Annotated in this window: 15 protein-coding genes; 10 read left to right on the top strand and 5 right to left on the bottom strand. The window is 61.7% G+C overall.

Annotated features, from left to right (window positions below):
- Positions 1–148: 148 nt before the first annotated feature.
- The 4 genes from HBO41_RS09030 to HBO41_RS09015 form a co-directional block, all read right to left on the bottom strand.
- Entirely contained in the window at positions 149–3,670 is a 3,522-nt protein-coding gene (locus HBO41_RS09030; RefSeq protein WP_169985889.1) for a molybdopterin cofactor-binding domain-containing protein, read from the bottom strand.
- Complete coding sequence (locus HBO41_RS09025) at positions 3,667–4,158, bottom strand: (2Fe-2S)-binding protein (RefSeq protein ID WP_099549877.1); 492 nt, start codon at positions 4,156–4,158, stop codon at positions 3,667–3,669. Before HBO41_RS09025 ends, HBO41_RS09030 begins: the two co-directional genes overlap by 4 nt.
- Before the next feature lie 143 nt (positions 4,159–4,301).
- Positions 4,302–4,736 carry a MarR family winged helix-turn-helix transcriptional regulator gene (locus HBO41_RS09020; RefSeq protein WP_026013564.1) on the bottom strand — a complete coding sequence of 145 codons (435 nt, stop codon included), beginning with the start codon at positions 4,734–4,736 and terminating at the stop codon, positions 4,302–4,304.
- Between the two features lie 189 nt (positions 4,737–4,925).
- On the bottom strand, positions 4,926–5,978 hold the full coding sequence (locus HBO41_RS09015; RefSeq protein WP_099549878.1) for a 2,5-dihydroxypyridine 5,6-dioxygenase: 1,053 nt from the start codon (positions 5,976–5,978) through the stop codon (positions 4,926–4,928).
- A gap of 307 nt (positions 5,979–6,285) precedes the next feature.
- On the opposite strand from HBO41_RS09015, the gene HBO41_RS09010 reads away from it, so the two are divergent.
- From HBO41_RS09010 to HBO41_RS08985, 6 genes are all read left to right on the top strand, one after another.
- Positions 6,286–7,419 (top strand): FAD-dependent monooxygenase, encoded by a 1,134-nt coding sequence (locus HBO41_RS09010; RefSeq protein WP_099549879.1) that lies wholly within the window; start codon positions 6,286–6,288, stop codon positions 7,417–7,419.
- Positions 7,416–8,216, top strand: a complete 801-nt coding sequence (locus tag HBO41_RS09005; protein ID WP_169985887.1) for an alpha/beta fold hydrolase — start codon at positions 7,416–7,418, stop codon at positions 8,214–8,216. The genes HBO41_RS09010 and HBO41_RS09005 overlap by 4 nt, the downstream gene beginning before the upstream one ends.
- Before the next feature lie 10 nt (positions 8,217–8,226).
- A complete protein-coding gene (locus tag HBO41_RS09000) occupies positions 8,227–8,979 on the top strand; it encodes an Asp/Glu racemase (protein ID WP_169985885.1) in 753 nt (250 codons plus the stop codon).
- A gap of 207 nt (positions 8,980–9,186) precedes the next feature.
- The gene (locus HBO41_RS08995; RefSeq protein WP_138454287.1) at positions 9,187–9,819 is read left to right on the top strand and encodes an N-carbamoylsarcosine amidohydrolase; all 633 of its coding nucleotides are present in this window, start codon (positions 9,187–9,189) and stop codon (positions 9,817–9,819) included.
- A gap of 278 nt (positions 9,820–10,097) precedes the next feature.
- A complete protein-coding gene (locus HBO41_RS08990; protein WP_017135470.1) occupies positions 10,098–11,408 on the top strand; it encodes an MFS transporter in 1,311 nt (436 codons plus the stop codon).
- A 29-nt stretch (positions 11,409–11,437) separates the two neighbouring features.
- On the top strand, positions 11,438–12,526 hold the full coding sequence (locus HBO41_RS08985) for a nucleoside hydrolase (RefSeq protein ID WP_099549883.1): 1,089 nt from the start codon (positions 11,438–11,440) through the stop codon (positions 12,524–12,526).
- Between the two features lie 107 nt (positions 12,527–12,633).
- Here the strand turns inward: HBO41_RS08985 and HBO41_RS08980 are convergent, their stop codons facing one another.
- Entirely contained in the window at positions 12,634–14,001 is a 1,368-nt protein-coding gene (locus HBO41_RS08980) for a PLP-dependent aminotransferase family protein (RefSeq protein WP_099549903.1), read from the bottom strand.
- A gap of 133 nt (positions 14,002–14,134) precedes the next feature.
- On the opposite strand from HBO41_RS08980, the gene HBO41_RS08975 reads away from it, so the two are divergent.
- The 4 genes from HBO41_RS08975 to HBO41_RS08960 are packed head-to-tail and all read left to right on the top strand — an operon-like array spanning position 14,135 to position 16,839.
- Positions 14,135–14,611, top strand: a complete 477-nt coding sequence (locus HBO41_RS08975) for a carboxymuconolactone decarboxylase family protein (protein ID WP_099549884.1) — start codon at positions 14,135–14,137, stop codon at positions 14,609–14,611.
- On the top strand, positions 14,601–15,044 hold the full coding sequence (locus HBO41_RS08970; RefSeq protein ID WP_169985883.1) for a GNAT family N-acetyltransferase: 444 nt from the start codon (positions 14,601–14,603) through the stop codon (positions 15,042–15,044). The genes HBO41_RS08975 and HBO41_RS08970 overlap by 11 nt, the downstream gene beginning before the upstream one ends.
- Entirely contained in the window at positions 15,041–15,634 is a 594-nt protein-coding gene (locus HBO41_RS08965) for an FMN-dependent NADH-azoreductase (RefSeq protein WP_099549886.1), read from the top strand. The genes HBO41_RS08970 and HBO41_RS08965 overlap by 4 nt, the downstream gene beginning before the upstream one ends.
- A 59-nt stretch (positions 15,635–15,693) precedes the next feature.
- Positions 15,694–16,839: a MalY/PatB family protein gene (locus HBO41_RS08960; protein ID WP_169985881.1), complete on the top strand. Its 1,146-nt coding sequence runs from the start codon at positions 15,694–15,696 to the stop codon at positions 16,837–16,839.
- The last annotated feature ends 40 nt before the right edge of the window (positions 16,840–16,879 follow it).

The raw sequence follows: 16,879 nt of genomic DNA, 5'->3' as shown, positions 1-16,879 counted from the left end.
TGGTTATTTTTAGTGATTTGGGGGGACGATTTCAGATCAAGATCAAAAACGCAGATCAAGAGACCGCTGACTTCGCCGGCGAAAAGGATGCAAGGGCCAGATCAACAGCAACAGCAGAGCCAGCTCCCACAGTTTTAACCGCGTTCTGTCAGTGCGTGCCGGGGTTAGCGCGCAAGTGCGCTACCTTTTGTTCCAGGCCTTTCCACGCCGGCGCATTCGGCGCAAATTGCCCGCGCAGGTAGTCGACCAGATCCGCCACCTGGCCATTCGACAGGCTGTCCTTGAAGCCCGGCATATACCCCAAGTCCCGGGTCGCCGGGCTGCTGATACCTTGCAAAATCACCTTGATCAAATTATCCGGCTGGTCGCTGAACACATTGGTATTGGTCGCCAATGACGGGCTCACCCCGAACAGCTTCGGCCCCAGGCCATCGGCATGACAGGCTTTGCATGAGCCTTCGAATACACGTCGGCCATTGGGGTTGGGCAGCGGCGCCGTCGCCACCGTTTGCACCTCGGCAGTGGCCTCGCCATTAAGTGACGCCAGGTACACCGCCATCGCACGAATATCGGCCTTGGGCAGCTTTGACAACTCACTCACCACCGGCCCCATCGGGCCCGCCGCCACGCCATGGGCATCGGAATAGCCAGTGCTCAGGTAGTTGAACAACTGGTCCTCGGTCCACGGCGTCGGTGCCTTGGACAAGCCCGTCAATGCGGGCGCCTCCCAGCCATCGACCATGCCCCCGGCCAGAAAGGATTTGCCGCCCTTCTGCGCACCCATCAGGTTGCGCGGCGAGTGGCACGCGGCGCAGTGCCCGAGGCCATTGACCAAGTAATTGCCGCGATTCCATTGCTCGCTGCGCTCAGGCTGCGGGGTGATTTCACCACGCCGCAGATTCAGTGCATTCCAGCCGGCCATCAATGGTCGGATATTGAACGGAAAGCGCATGGCATTCGGCGTCGGCGCCTGGCTGACCGGCGCCTGGGACATCAGGTAGGCATACAACGCCTGCAGGTCGGCATCATTGATATTGCGAAACGCCGTGTAGGGAAACGCCGGGTACAGGTTGCGTCCGTCACGGCCAATGCCGTCACGCATCGCCCGCTCGAATGCCGGGTAGGACCAGGCGCCGATGCCGGTTTTCACGTCCGGGGTGATATTGCTGCTGTACAGCGTGCCGAACGGCGTTTGCATCGCCAGGCCGCCGGCATTGGTCGCGCCACCCGGCGCGGTATGGCACACCGCGCAATCGCCGACAGCCGCCAGCAAGCGCCCGCGTTCCAGGGTGGCCTTGGACCAGGTGCCCGCGCCGGGCGGCGCAATCGGTGCGATTTCAGGGTGAAACGGCCAAGCGGTGGCCAGCACTGCGCCCAAGGTGGCAAACAGCGCACCGAACCACCACTTCCTGCGTTTTTCCGGCGACTTGGCAGGTTCGCCAAGGCTGCCTGCATTCAGCGCCGCCAATACCCGTTCGGGCGTTATCGGCAGCTCGCGAAAACGAATGCCGGTGGCGTCATAGATCGCATTGGCAATCGCCGCCGCACTCGGCACCGAAGCCGACTCGCCGGCGCCCATGGGCGGCTGGTCCTGGCGCGGCATCATCAGCACGTCGATCCTGGGCACTTCGGGGAAGGTCAAGATCGGGTAGCCGCCCCACTCCTTGCTCGCCACCGTCGACTCCTCAAAGGTCACCCGCTCCTTGAGCACACGGCTGGTGGACTGGATCACATTGCCGTGGATCTGATGCTGCACGCCCGCCGGGTTGATCATCATTCCCGAGTCATGGCCGATCACCACCCGCGTCACCGACACATCACCGGTGTGCTTGTCGATCGCCACGTCCGCCACCCACGCCGCCCACGCCGCGCCGAAACCGGGGAATTTGCTGTGGATATAGCGCGCATAGGCAAAGCCGCGACCGCGCAACAGGTGGTCTTGGTTGGCGGTTTGCATCGGCGCCGTGCGCGGTGACCAGTTGGCACGTTCGGCGGTGGATTTGACCAGCTCGATGGCGCGCTCGTCCTTGAGGTAACGCAGGCGGTATTCCACCGGGTCGACGCCTGCGGCAAACGCGAGTTCGTCGATGTAGGATTCATGCGCAAAGGTGTTGGGCAACGCCGATACGCCGCGCATCCACGAGGCGCGCACGATGGGTGCCATGTCGTTGATGGTCACGCGCATATCGTCGATGGCATAGGGCGGGATCGAGGTGCGGTCGCCCATCTCGAACATCGCCGCCACCGGCTCCACGCGGCCAGTCAGCAACAGCGCCAGGGTCGGCGCGCCGTTGGACGGGTAGCTGGTTTCAAAGTCATAGGCGGCAATGCTGCCGTCGGCATTGAGCCCGCCGTCAACATCCATCAACTGCGCGGTGCCCTTGGGTTCCCACAGGTGTTCCTGTTCGCGGGTCAGTTGCACGCGCACCGGCTTGCCCACCGCGCGCGACAGCAGCAAGGCATCGGCGCACACATCGTCCGCACAGTTGCGCCCGTAACAGCCGGCGGCTTCCATGCGGATCACGTCGATCAGCGCTTCGTCGCATTCCAGCAACCACGCAAGGTCTGCGCGCAGCAGGTGCGGGTTCTGGCTGCCCGACCACACGCGGCTGCCGGTTGCTTGATAGTCCGCCACGCCGCACGAAGGCCCGATCGAACCATGCATCTGGTACGGCCACAAATAGCTGCGCGGCATGCGCTGGCTGGCGCCCGCCAAGGCTTCGTCGACGTTGCCCTGATCGAGCACCGTGCGGCGTACCCGTGGGTTGTCGCGAATGGCCTGCTCGACATCGCTCATGTCCGGCAAGGCGTTGTTCCACGGTTTCCAGTGCACCTGGAGTTCGTGGGCGGCCTTGATCGCCTGTTCTTCGCGCATCGCCACTACACCGACAAAATCGCGAATCACCACCACCGCGACAATGCCGGGGATATGCGCGATGGACGCTTCATCCACACTCAACAAACTGTTGCCGACAAACTCACCGCAGTCGAGCCCCGCATACGGCGGGCGTACCACGCGACCATGGAGCATGTCCGGCACGCGCATGTCGTGCACATAGGTCAACTCGCCGGTGGCCTTGCCGGGAATATCCACGCGCGCGGCGCCCTTGCCGACCAGCCGATAATCCGCAACAGGTTTTAACGGCGCGTCACCGCTGATGCGCAACTGGTCATGCTGGCCGCTGACCAACTCTGCGTAGGTCGTGGTGCGCCCATCGGCAGTGTGGACAACCCCGGCTTCAACCTTGAGGCTGCCCGTGCTCACGCCCCAGCGTCCCGCTGCGCGCGCGAGCAAAAAGCGCCGTGCTTCGGCGGCCGCGTTGCGCAGCGGGATCGCCGAAATCTGCAAGGTCGCGCTGGCGATGGTTGCACCCTGGTTGGGCGCACGCTCGGTATCGCCCAGAACCATCTTGACCTGCTCCGTGCTCAGGTCCAGCTCTTCGGCCACAATCTGCGCCAGCGACGTGCGAATGCCGGTGCCCAGGTCCACATGGCCGTTAAAGGCATACACCAGGCCGTCATCGTTTACCGCAATGAACAACCCCAGTTCCTTGGGTTTCACGGTCGGTGTGCCGCCCTTGGCCACCGGGCCTGAAGGTGGCAGTACATCATCGACAATCAATAAGACGCCAGACTTGGCCAGCCATTGGTCACGGGAATTATCAGTCATGGTCGGCCTTCCACGCTCAAGAGGTGCGCTGCACGCAGTACGGCGCGCAGGATTTCGATATGGGTGCCGCAGCGGCACAGGTTGCCCGACAACTCATTGCGCACCTGGGCTTCGCTGGGGTTGGGGTTGCGGTCGAGCAACGCCTTGGCCGTCATGATCATGCCGTTGAGGCAATAACCGCATTGTGCCGCCTGCTCCTCGATAAAGGCTTGCTGCACGGGGTGCGGCGCCTGGCGTGTGCCGAGCCCTTCAAGGGTGACAATCTCGCGCCCGGTTGCACCCGCCAGCGGAAACACGCACGAGCGCGCCGCCACACCATCGATGATCACGGTGCACGCACCGCACTCGCCCAGGCCGCAGCCGTACTTGGGGCCGTTAAGCTGCAAGTCATTGCGCAACACCAGCAGCAGCGGCGTATCCGCCATCGCACTGACTTCGCGGATGTGGCCGTTGACCTTGAGGGTAACGGTGATGGGTGGGCTGATCATTCGCTTCGCCTGTATCAGTTGATGAAGCAATCACTACACGAAACAGCCAAAAAAAAGCGCCGCGGAGTTGGGGCCTCGCGACACACTTGGCACGTGAAGTGACTACTACATGAACTCAGAGCAAAAACGATGCCAGCGCCGGTTTATTCCTGCGGGTCGTCGATCATCTTGCGCAGCAGAAACAGCACCGCCACGCGCTCGGCGGGGTTGAGGTTGCTCATGGTCAGCTCGCTGATCTGCGCGGCGCGCGGCGCGGTTTGCGCGACCAGTTCGGCGCCGGCTGGCGACAGGTCAACCACCACCTTGCGCTTGTCCTGGGGGTCTGGTTCCAGGGTAATCAGCGCCTTGGCCTTGAGCCGCTCGACGATACCGCGAATGGTCGCCTGGTCGACGGCCGTGGCCTTGACCAGTTCGGTGAGGGAACTTGCACCGTGATCGCGCAGCGCACACAGGGTGACGAACTGCACGGCGGTGAGTTGTGAGTCGCCGACATTCTGCTGAAAAATCGCCAGGTGGCGCTGGTAGGCCTTGCGCAGCAGGTGGCCAACTTGTTCAGAGAAAACGTAGGAATCAGGCACGGCGTGGCTCGGTGAGTGATTAGCGATGGTCGGCATGATGGCGGGGATAGTGAACGGACTCAAGCCTCAAACTAAAGGTGCACGCTCAAACTGTGGGAGCTGGCTTGCCTGCGATAGCGCCGGATCAGCCAGCCGTGATGTGCCTGCCAGACCGTTATCGCAGGCAAGCCAGCTCCCACACTTGAAAACTCAGCGTGCCAGGGACGCTTGCGGTGCAACGACATCGCCGCCGATCACCACCGCCTCATCATCCAGGTACACATCACAATTACGCAGCGGAATATCCATATGGCATGGCGTCTTGCGCGTGCCGCCCACTTCGGTATTCGGCCCGGTGGAGAACAGGAAGTTGCCGTAGAACGCCCGCGCATCCATGCACATGCCATCGTTTTTGTCGTGCAAGCCCATGGCCGTCCACTGCGCCTTTGGCTGCAAGCCCCAGCCGATATGGGAGATGCCGTACACCTCCGGGTCATTGAAATACTTCATGTAATCGCGCAGGTACTCGGCCTCGAAACCGCCGTGGATCTTGGTGATAAAGCCCTTCTCGATCTCCAGGGTGATCTTCTCGCGGGTGTAGGTCTTGAACGGCAGCAGGATGTCACCGATATCCAGCACCAGCACACCTTCGGCGGTTTCTTCGTTGGGCCAGGAGAACAGGAAACCACTCGGCCAGTGGTCCCAGCGCCCAGGCTCGTCGGCAAAACCGTACTCGGTGACCGACGGGTATTGGCCCAGCGCTGCACGGAAATCACTGCCCGCGCGGGACTTGACGTGGATCGAGCGCGCCTTCTTCAGCAACTGCTCGGCCGCCAGCACACGCCCCTTGTCGGCTTCGGTGGGCAGCATGCGCGCCAGCACTTCCGGCGGTTCCACCGCCAGCAGGATACGCGTGCCGGTCTTGAGGATCTGCTCCTGCTCCGGCGAGTGCAGCAGCATCATGGTGTCGACGATCAGGTCGGCGGCCTCCAACGCGCGCTGGGCGGCGATATTGCCGGTGAGCGCGGTGTCGCCGCAGTAGGCGGTCATGTCGTTGCCCATGGCTTTGGGATGGTTGAACGACGGCAGTTCCACCGCATACACCTTGGCCCCCAGGCGCTGCGCCGCGTCCATCGCAGCACGCACAGTGCGCGGGTCCGAGTAATGGCTCTTGAGCACGGCGACGCTCTGGGTCGGGTCGACCTTCGAGAGTTTCAACACGTGCTCAAACATCTGGGTCAGTTCGCAATCGCTTACCGGCATTTTCCTGTCTCCTGTGGGGCTGCACCAAGTTCAAGCACCGCGCTTCACTCCAGTGCATTTTTATAGCGTATACGCCAATTAATAACGATAAGACCCGAATTGAAGACGAACTGCAAGTAGCGCACCAAAACGTTACCAAACCACACAACCACTACAGATAAAGGCCTAAACCCGTTACACAGGATAAATACGGCCAAAAAATAAAATTGTGAACGTGGGCTTCCCATTTCAAAAAATGAGCGTATACACTTTAAAAACCTTGCGGACAGATGCCGCCAAAAATCAAAAAGAGAGAGGTTCACGCCCCATGGGAAGCACACAAAAAATCGCCATCGTCGGTGCCGGCCTGGGCGGCGCGGCGGCGGCCACACTGCTGCAGCAAGCCGGTTTCGATGTCGATATCTATGAACAGGCGCCGGAGTTTTCCCGCTTGGGTGCAGGCATCCACATGGGGCCTAACATCATGAAAATCTTCCGCCGCATGGGCATTGAAAAACAGCTGGACCTGATGGGCTCGCACCCCGAGCACTGGTTCAGCCGTTGCGGCGAAAGCGGTGACTACCTCTCGCGTATTCCACTCACCGGCTACGGCGCTTCCTACATCACCGTGCACCGTGGCGACTTGCATGCATTGCAGATGTCGACCCTCAAACCCGGCACCCTGCACTTCAACAAGCGCCTGGAAACCCTGGAAGAAACCGATACCCAAGTGCGCCTGACCTTTGCCGACGGCGAAGTGACCTACGCCGATATCGTGATCGGCGCCGATGGCATCAACTCCAGGATCCGTGAAGAGCTGCTCGGCGTGGAAAAACCGCTGTACAGCGGCTGGGTCGCGCACCGTGCGCTGATCCGTGGCGACCAGTTGGCCAAGTACGACTTGAAGTTCGAAGACTGCATCAAGTGGTGGACCGAGGACCGCCACATGATGGTCTACTACACCACCGGCAAGCGTGACGAGTACTACTACGTGACCGGCGTGCCCCATGCCGAATGGGACTTCCAGGGCGCGTTTGTCGACAGCAGCCGCGAAGAGATGTTTGACGCCTTCAAAGGCTACCACCCCACCGTGCAGGCGCTGATCGAGTCCACCGAAAGCGTGACCAAATGGCCGCTGCGCAACCGTAACCCGTTGCCGCTGTGGAGCCGTGGCCGCCTGGTGTTGCTGGGTGACGCCTGCCACCCGATGAAACCGCATATGGCCCAGGGTGCCGGCATGGCCATCGAAGACGCGGCCATGCTCACCCGCTGCTTGCAGGAAACCGGTATCAGCGACTACCGCACCGCCTTCCAGCTCTACGAAGCCAACCGCAAGGAACGTGCGTCCCGCGTACAAGCGGTGTCCAACGCCAACACCTGGCTGCGCACCCAGGAAGACCCGGCCTGGGTCTACGGTTATGACCTGTACGCCCAGGAACTGAAATCGGGGGTGGCCGCGTGAGTACCTTCCTGTATGGCGCCAATGTGCAAGCCAATGGTATTCGCCAGCACTACCTGCGCTACGGCGGCAAAGGCCCGGCGCTGATTTTGATCCCGGGCATCACCAGCCCGGCGATTACCTGGGGTTTTGTGGCTGAGCGTCTTGGCACCCGGTTCGACACTTACGTGCTGGATGTGCGCGGGCGCGGCTTGTCGTCCACAGGGACGCAATTGGACTACAGCGCAGACACCTGCGCCGAGGACATTTGCGCGTTTGCCGATGCGCTTGAGCTGGATAGCTACCACCTGGTCGGCCACTCCATGGGCGCGCGATTTGCCGTGCACAGTGCAGCCAAGCATCCACAGGGCGTCAACCGCGTGGTGCTGATCGACCCGCCAGTGTCCGGGCCTGGCCGCCGTGAATACCCGAGCAAGTTGCCATGGTACGTCGACTCGATCCGCCAATCGCGGGTCGGCATGGACGCTGACGCGATGCGCGCCTTCTGCGCCACCTGGACCGTCGAGCAACTGCAGCTGCGCGCCGAATGGCTGCACACCTGTTATGAGCCCGCCATCGTGCGTGCTTTCAATGACTTCCACACGGTCGACTTCCACCAGCACCTGCCCAAGCTCAAGGCCCCTGCCCTGTTGATGGTGGCCGGGCGCGGCGGCGTGATCCTGGATGAAGACATCGCCGAAATCCAGGACCTGCAGCCCGCTATCCAGGTCGCCCGTGTACCGAACGCCGGGCACATGATTCCGTGGGATGACCTTGAAGGCTTTTTTGCCGCCCTCGACGGCTTCCTCACACAACAATAAGGGGACCACCATGCTCAAGCCTTACCGTATCGGCCAGATCGTGCCGAGTTCGAACACCACCATGGAAACCGAGATCCCGGCGATGCTTAACGCGCGCCAGGCGATCCGCCCCGAACGCTTTACCTTTCACTCCAGCCGCATGCGCATGAAGCAGGTGCGCAAGGAAGAACTGGCGGCCATGGACGGCGAGTCCGACCGCTGCGCCATCGAGCTGTCCGACGCCAAGGTCGACGTGCTGGGTTATGCCTGCCTGGTGGCGATCATGGCCATGGGCCTGGGTTATCACCGCAACTCCGAACAGCGCCTGCGTCAAGCCACCGCCGATAACGACGCCAACGCGCCGGTGATCACCAGCGCCGGCGCCTTGATCGAAGGCTTGAAAGTGATGGGCGCCAAGCGCATTGCCATCGTCGCGCCGTACATGAAGCCGCTGACCGAACTGGTGGTGAACTACATCCGCGAAGAAGGCTTTGACGTGGTGGATTGGCGCGCCCTGGAGATCCCCGACAACCTCGAAGTGGCGCGCCACGACCCGGCCAACCTGCCGGCCATCGTCGCCGGCATGAACCTGGAAGGGGTGGACGTGATCGTGCTCTCTGCCTGCGTGCAGATGCAGTCGCTGCCGGTGGTGGCCAAGGTTGAAGCGCAAACCGGCAAACCGGTGCTCACCGCCGCCATCGCCACCACCTACGCGATGCTCAAGGCCTTGGACCTGGAACCTATCGTGCCCGGTGCCGGTGCCTTGCTGTCCGGCGCTTACTGACACTCGTGGTGAATGAGCTTATGTAGTGAGCGAGCTTATGTAGTGAATGAGCTTGTTGTGGCGAGCGAGCTTGCTCGCGCTGGAGTGCGCAGCGCTCCCGCTTTTTTGGGGCCGCTTCGCAGCCCAGCGCGAGCAAGCTCGCTCGCCACAACAAGCTTGCTCACCACAACACGCTCGCTCGCCACACAAAAATGAGGGATTGAGAAGATGAACAACCAATCCGCCGACGCCAACTACCAGGGCGTCTGGGGCAATCGCATCGGCTTCGGCAAAAAATCTGCGCTGCTGATGATCGACTTTATGCAGGGTTACACCACCGAAGGCGCGCCGCTGTATGCCCCCGAAGTAGTGGTGGCCGTAGCTGAAAGTGTCGAATTGCTGGCCACCGCTCGCCGGCACGCAATTACGGTGGTGCACACTAATATCCGCTACCATCCCGGCCATTTCGCCGATGGTGGTATCTGGGTTAAGAAAGCCCCGGTGATGAAAGACATGGTCGAGGGCAACCCGCTCGCAGCGTTCTGCCTCGAGGTATTGCCCCAGGCGGATGAAGTGGTGATCACCAAACAGTACGCCAGCGCCTTCTTCGGCAGCAGCCTGGCCCCGATGCTGCACGCCCAGGGCATCGACACTGTGGTGCTGGCCGGCTGTTCCACCAGCGGCTGCATCCGCGCCACGGCCGTGGATGCGGTGCAGCATGGGTTTCGCACCATTGTCGTGCGCGAATGCGTCGGCGACCGACACCCGGCGCCCCATGCAGCCAACCTGTTCGACATCGACAGCAAGTATGGCGATGTCGTGAGCAAGCAGGAGGCGATGAGCAAGTTCAGGGAGCAATAAAGGTTACGAAGAACTGCGCCATAGAGCGCGGTCTTGCACAAAACTGTGAGCCGCCCCCGCCCAACGGTGGGAGCTGGCTTGCCTGCGATGACGGAGTGTCATGCAGCATAATTGTTGCTGATCCACCGCTATCGCAGGCAAGCCAGCTCCCACATTAAAAAGCCGGTGCAGCTTTCAGTCTTCTGACACTGCCTTTGGATGTCGCTTTTACAGCACTCCGAAGTGCTGGAAAAAAGCGGCTGTATAAAAACCATAAGTCACCGCCAGGAGACACCCCAATGCCCATTGCGAATGCAGCGCCCGCGACCACGGTCGCCGACCCCGTTACCACGCTCTACCACAAGATCACCTGGAAGCTGATTCCGTTCCTGTGTTTCTGCTACCTGGCCGCCTACCTGGACCGCATCAACATAGGTTTCGCCAAGTTGCAGATGCTCGACCAGTTGCACTTCAGCGAAACCGCGTTCGGCCTGGGTGCCGGCTTGTTTTTCGTCGGCTATATCATCTTTGAAGTGCCCAGCAACCTGGTACTCGAACGAGTGGGCGCGAAGATCTGGATCGCGCGCATCATGATCACCTGGGGCCTGCTCTCGGCCTGCACCATGCTGGTCACTTCCACCACCCAGTTCTACATCCTGCGCTTTCTGCTTGGCGCCGCCGAAGCCGGGTTTTTGCCGGGGGTTTTGTATTACCTGACCACTTGGTTCCCGACGCACCGACGCGGGCGCATCATCGCGCTGTTCATGATCGGCCTGCCGCTGTCGAGCGTCATCGGCGGCCCGCTGTCAGGCTGGATCATGGGCCACTTCGACAACATGGGCGGCCTGCGTGGCTGGCAGTGGCTGTTCCTGATCGAAGCGGTGCCCAGCGTCTTGCTCGGCGTGCTGACTTTCTGGGCGCTGCCCAACACCTTCCAACAGGCCAAATGGCTGTCGGACGAAGAAAAGGCCTTGCTGGAAAGCGAACTGCGCAAGGACGAAGCCGGCGCCACCGGCAGCAAGCACAGCTTCCGTGACGGCTTCTTCAACCTCAAAGTGTGGATGCTCGGCGGTATCGACTTCTCGATCCTGCTCAGCGCCTATGCCATGGGGTTCTGGATGCCGACCTTCATCCGCAATGCCGGAGTGACCGACACCTTCCATATCGGCGTGCTGACTGCATTGCCCAGCGTTGCGGCGCTGCTGGGCATGCTGCTGATCGGCGCCAGCTCCGACAAACACCGCGAACGCCGCTGGCACATCATCGTGCCGTTCTTCATCGGTGCGGCGGCCATGGCCACCAGCACGTTCTTTACCCACAGCGTGGTCGCCACCGTGTTGCTGTTCGCCATTGCCTCAGCCGCGATCATCGGCGCCGTGCCGGTGTTTTTCAGCCTGCCGGCAACCTTCCTCAAAGGCACCGCAGCGGCGACCGGCTTTGCCCTGGCCTGTTCGGTGGCGAATATCGCAGGCTTAGTGAGCAACTCGTTGATGGGAGTTGCCATCGACGTCACCGGCAGCAGTGCGGGTGCGTTGTGGTTTTTCGCCGGCTGCCTGATCCTCAGCAGCTTCCTGGTCATCGCCTTGCCGGCGAAACTGGTGAACCGTTAATAACAACAATTTTTTGCGGATGAATCACCATGCAAGGTTTTCTTAAAAGCTGCGCGTTGCTTGTCGCCGTCGGCCTGTGTGCCGGCACGGCACAGGCAGCGCAAACCGCGCCTGAAAAAGTCATCTTCGACACCGACTTCAACGTGCTCAATGATGACGGCCAGGCCTTTATCATGCTCGCGCAGTTGCACGCGCAAAAACGCATCGACCTGCTGGGCATGACCCTGGTCAGCGGCAATGCCTGGGTCGACCAGGAACAGGTCGACGCCCTCAAGGCCGTAGAGCGCATGGGTGTGGAAAAACAGGTCGGCGTCTACTCCGGCGCCGCCTACCCGTTGCTGCATGACTACGCCACCTACGAGGCAGAAAAAGCCCTGTTTGGTTCAGGCTGGCCGGGCGCGTTCAAAAACCCGCGCCCGACTTCACCCGCGCAGCTGGTCGCGCCACCGGATGGCCTGGCCACCCACACCCAGCTGCGCAGTGAAACCGCCGCGCAGTTCATTGTGCAAAGCGTGCGGGCCAACCCGCACCAGGTGACCATTCTGGCCGTCGGCCCGCTGACCAACATCGCCCTGGCGATTCGCTCGGCGCCGGATATCGTGCCGCTGATCAAGCGCATCGTGTACATGGGCGGTGCCCTGGAGATTCCGGGCAACACCACGCCGGCGGCGGAATTCAACTGGTGGTTCGACCCGGAGGCCGCGAAGATTGTGTTGCGCTCACCCATCGAACACGTGATTTTCCCCAACGATGTGTGTGAGAAAGTCACCTTCGACAAGTCGGTGTACCAGCGCGTGATAGCCCACAAAGGTGCGATTGCCGATCTCTACAAGCACGAGTTCGGGCCGCTGTTCGACAAAGACCCGAGCTACCACAGCTTTACCTGGGACAGCTTGCCGGCGCTGTTTCTGGTGAGCCCGGAGATTGTCACTGAGTCTCGCGACCTGTGGGTGGATGTGGACGCCACGTTTGGCGCCGACTACGGCCGGGCGCTGGGCTACAAAAAAGGCGCGCCGGTGGGCACGCAAAAAGCCAAGGTGGTGTTTGGTGTCGATCAGCAGAAGTTCTGGGATGGCTACGTCAACCTTGTAACCTTGCCAACCCCCGTAAAACCCTGACGTTTTAAAGCTGAACACGATCTAAATGTGTGGGCGGGCTTGCCGTGGCGAGCAAGCTTGCTTGCGCTGGGGTGCGAAGCGCCCCCAAAAAAGCCGGCTCCCACACTTTACGGGTGACATGCCCGCAGTATCTGCAGCAGCCTCAATGCCAGTTCATTGGCCTGTGCGGCCGTCGCCACATTGGTAAAGCCCATCAACAACCCCTGCCCACCTCCCGACTCAAGAGTCCACGCTGACAATGCGTTAACCGCCAACCCCGCCTCATTGGCTGCCATGGCAACTACCTGATCCGGAACAGGCACCCGCAACCGCGCCAACAGGTTAATCCCCCCGGCCTGTTCATCCACGCGTAAAAAATCCGCGCAATGGGCCTGTAACGCGGCGACCAAAAAGCCCCTTCGCAGCGCATACAACTGACGCATCTTTTTCAAGTGCCGGGTGAAATGGCCCTGCTCGAGAAAATCCGCCGCGGTCAGTTGCAACAACTGCGCACCGCGCTGCTGCAAGGCCTCGGCGCTGCGCCCAAACACCTCCACCAAGGCTGCCGGCACCACCAGATAGCCCAGGCGCAAGCCCGGAAACAGCATTTTGCTGAAGCTCCCGGCATGGATCACTCGGTCGTGCACATCCTGGCTCTTGAGCGCCGCCAATGGCTGGCCCTGGTAGCGAAACTCGCTGTCGTAATCATCCTCCAGCACCCAACTGCCCTGCTTCTGCGCCCAGGCCAGCAAGGCCTGGCGGCGCGTCAGGCTCAACGCCACACCCAGCGGGCTCTGGTGGGCCGGCGTCACAATCGCCAGCCGTGCTTGCCGATCACGCTGGATGCCCTGCTCAACATCCAGCCCTTCACGGTCGACCGGTACCGGCACCAGCTCAACCCCTTGATGCCTCAATAACTGCCGCGCATGCACATAGCCCGGGTCTTCGTACCAGCAACGTTGCCCGGCCATTTGCAGTGCATCGCACAACAGCGTCAGGGAGCCGGCATACCCCGAACAGATAAATACCTGCTGGGGCGTACACTCCACGCCTCGGTACAACGCGAGATAGCTGGCAATCGCCACGCGTAACGCCTGGGCGCCGCGCACATCGCCCATGGCCAGGCTGTCGGCGTCGGTGCGGCGCACTTGCTGGGTGACCAGCCGTGCCCATAGCTTGCGCGGGAAGGCATCCAGCGCCGGCTGGCCCATTTGCAAGGCTGGCGGCGCCGATGTCGGCGGTGGTGCGACGGGCTGGGGCTTCATCGCCACCTGCGGCAATGTCCGCGCAATCACGGTGCCCGCCTGCCCACGCGCCTCAAAAAACCCCTCACTGACCAGCAACTGGTAAGCCGCCTCCACGGTCCCGCGGGCGATCTTGAGTTCCAGCGCCAGGCTGCGCACCGACGGCACCCGATCACCGGGGCCGAGTTGGCCCTGGTCGATGGCCAGCCGGAAGCGGCGGTAGATTTCCTGATATTTGGGCAATGACGACATCACAAGGGGGCTCGGCAGGACGACAAGGTGGAGTCTGATCATGTCCCAACCCACTTGTCCAATCATGCCCCTGTCGAGCAACCCGGCCACCACCGAAAATGGCGCATCTCTTAACGCAACCCAAGGATTACCCATGAAACACCGTCTCGATTACGGCAACGCCGCCCCTGCTGGTTACAAGGCCCTGGGCACCGTGCACAGCTATGTGCATGGCTGTGGCCTGGAGAAAGAACTGATTGAACTGGTGTACCTGCGGGTTTCGCAGCTCAACGGCTGCGCCTATTGCCTGGATTCCCATTCCCGCGGCCTGCTCAAGCAAGGCGCAAGCCTGGAAAAGATCATGCTGCTGGCCGCCTGGCGTGAAGCCTTGCCGTTGTTCACTGTGCGTGAACAAGCCGCCCTGGCCTGGGCCGAAGTGGTCACCCAGGTGGCGCAAACCCACGTGCCGGATGCCGACTACGCCGCCGTGGCAGCGGTGTTCAACGAGAAGGCAGTCGCCGACCTGACCCTGGCCATTTCCTTGATGAACGCCTTGAACCGCGTGGCCATCAGTTTTCGTAAAGTACCGGAGGCGATCAAGGCCCATCTGGAGAACCTTGATGAGCAATGAGCCCATTGAGTTCGCCCTGGTGGAAACCGAGACCGACTGCCTCGCAAGCTTCGCCGTGATGCAGCAACTGCGCCCGCACCTGACCGACGCCGCCAGTTTCGCCGCGCAGGTTCAACGCCAGCGCCAGAACGGCTATCATCTGCTGGCCGCACGCGAACACGGCAAAGTCATTGGCCTGGCCGGCTACCGCCTGACGGAAAACACCCTGTACGGCAAGTTCATCTACGTCGATGACCTGGTGGTAGAAGCCACCTTGCAGCGCCGACGCCTGGGCGAGCAGTTGCTCGACCGCGTCCGCGAAGAAACCCGCGCACGCGGTTATCGTTACCTGGTGCTGGACACCGGCCTGCATATGGCCCTGGCCCAGCGTTTCTATTTCCGCCAAGGCCTGCTGCCGCGAGGCATGCACTTTTCCCAGGACCTGAGCCAATGACCCGCGCCCTGCTCCTTAGCTTCAGCCCCCACGGCAAGGCCGCGCAGACCTTCAAGCTGGCCCGTGCCTTGCTCAACGACCTGGTGCCTGGCGCAGAGGTCATCGAACGCGACTACGGCAGCCAGGCGCTGGCGCCGCTGACCCGTGAATACGCGAATGCACTCACTACGCCTGGCGGCTTGAGTGGCAGCGCCACGGCGTTGTCGGAACAGCTGATCGTCGAACTGGAAGCCTGCGACCTGTTGATCCTCTGCACGCCGGTGCACAACTTCACCGTACCGGCGGCGCTCAAGGTCTGGATCGACCATGTGGTGCGCATCCATCGCAGCTTTACCATCAATGCGCAGTTCGAAAAAGTCGGCCTGCTCAAGGACCGCCGCACCTTCGTGCTGGTCAGCAGCGGCAATGCGCGCAAGGGGCATGAACCGGACTTTCTCACGCCTTACATGACCACCATCCTGTCTACGGTGGGCATCCACTCGGTGGATTTCGTCTACCTGGGCGCCATGGTGCGCGGTGAAGAAGCGGTCGCTCGGGCCGTGGAACAGGCACACCTGCAGCTATCGGCGGCAATCAGCACTGGCCTATAAAATTAATGGCGCTAGAATCAGCGCCATTCCTGCACCTGCCTCCCTGATACGAGCCACCCATGAGCTTTGATTTCGACACGATCCACCCCCGCCAAGGCACCGGCAGCACCAAGTGGAACCGTTACCCGCAAGACGTTCTGCCGATGTGGATCGCCGACATGGATATCGCCGCGCCACCCGCCGTCCTGCAAGCCCTGCACGCACGCCTCGACCAGCAGGTGCTCGGCTACAGCGTGGCTGGCGCGGATGTGCGCGAAGCCATCATCGCGGACCTGTGGGCCAAGTACGCCTGGCGCGTACAGCCTGAAGAGTTGCTGTTCCTGCCCGGTGTCGAGCCTGGTTTCAATATGGCCCTGCATGCGTTCGTACAGCCGGGCCAGCCCGTGGTGCTGCAAACCCCCAACTACCGGCCGATTCGCCTGGCACCGGGCCACTGGAACCTGCCGCGTATCGAAGTGCCGTTCGAGTTGATCAACGGCGAGTACATGACGCCCATGCCCGCCATGCGCCAGGCGCTGAAGGGTGCCGGTGCGCTGCTGCTGAGCAACCCGCACAACCCAGTGGGCAAGGTCTTTGCGCGTGAAGAACTGTTGGCCGTGGCCAACGCCTGCGTGGAGAACGGTGCACTGATCATCAGTGACGAAATCCACGCCGAGCTGTGCTTTGACGGCCGTCGCCATATTCCCACCGCCAGCCTCAGCCCCGAGATCGCCCAACGCACCATCACCCTGATGTCGGCGAGCAAGGCCTATAACGTCGCCGGCCTGAAGACTTGCTTTGCCGTGGTGCAAAATGCCGAGGTGCGCGAGCGCTTCAACAATGCCCGCTGCGGCATGGTCGACAGCGTCAGCCCGTTGGGCCTGGAAGCCACCCGCGCCGCCTACAGCCAGTGCAGCGAATGGCTGGATGCGCTGGTGCAGTACCTGCAAGCCAACCGCGACTACCTGCTGCACGCCGTGCAAACCCGTTTGCCCGGCGTGGTGATGCACGCGCCACAAGGCACCTACCTGGCCTGGCTGGATTGCAGCGCCCTGGGCCTTGCCGACCCGCAGCAGTTCTTCCTGGAGCAGGCCAGGGTCGGCCTGAGCGCAGGCATCGAATTCGGCGATGACAGCCAGCAATTCGTGCGCCTGAACTTCGGTTGCCCACGATCGATGCTCGAAGAGGGTTTGCAGCGCATGGAACGTGCACTGCGTCACCGCTAAAACGCATTTCACAACGTTTCGCAACGAGTGCCGAACCCCT

The organism is Pseudomonas sp. WS 5146, from assembly GCF_012985495.1.
GTDB lineage: Bacteria > Pseudomonadota > Gammaproteobacteria > Pseudomonadales > Pseudomonadaceae > Aquipseudomonas > Aquipseudomonas edaphica.
This window is presented reverse-complemented; position numbering and strand designations above follow the sequence as displayed.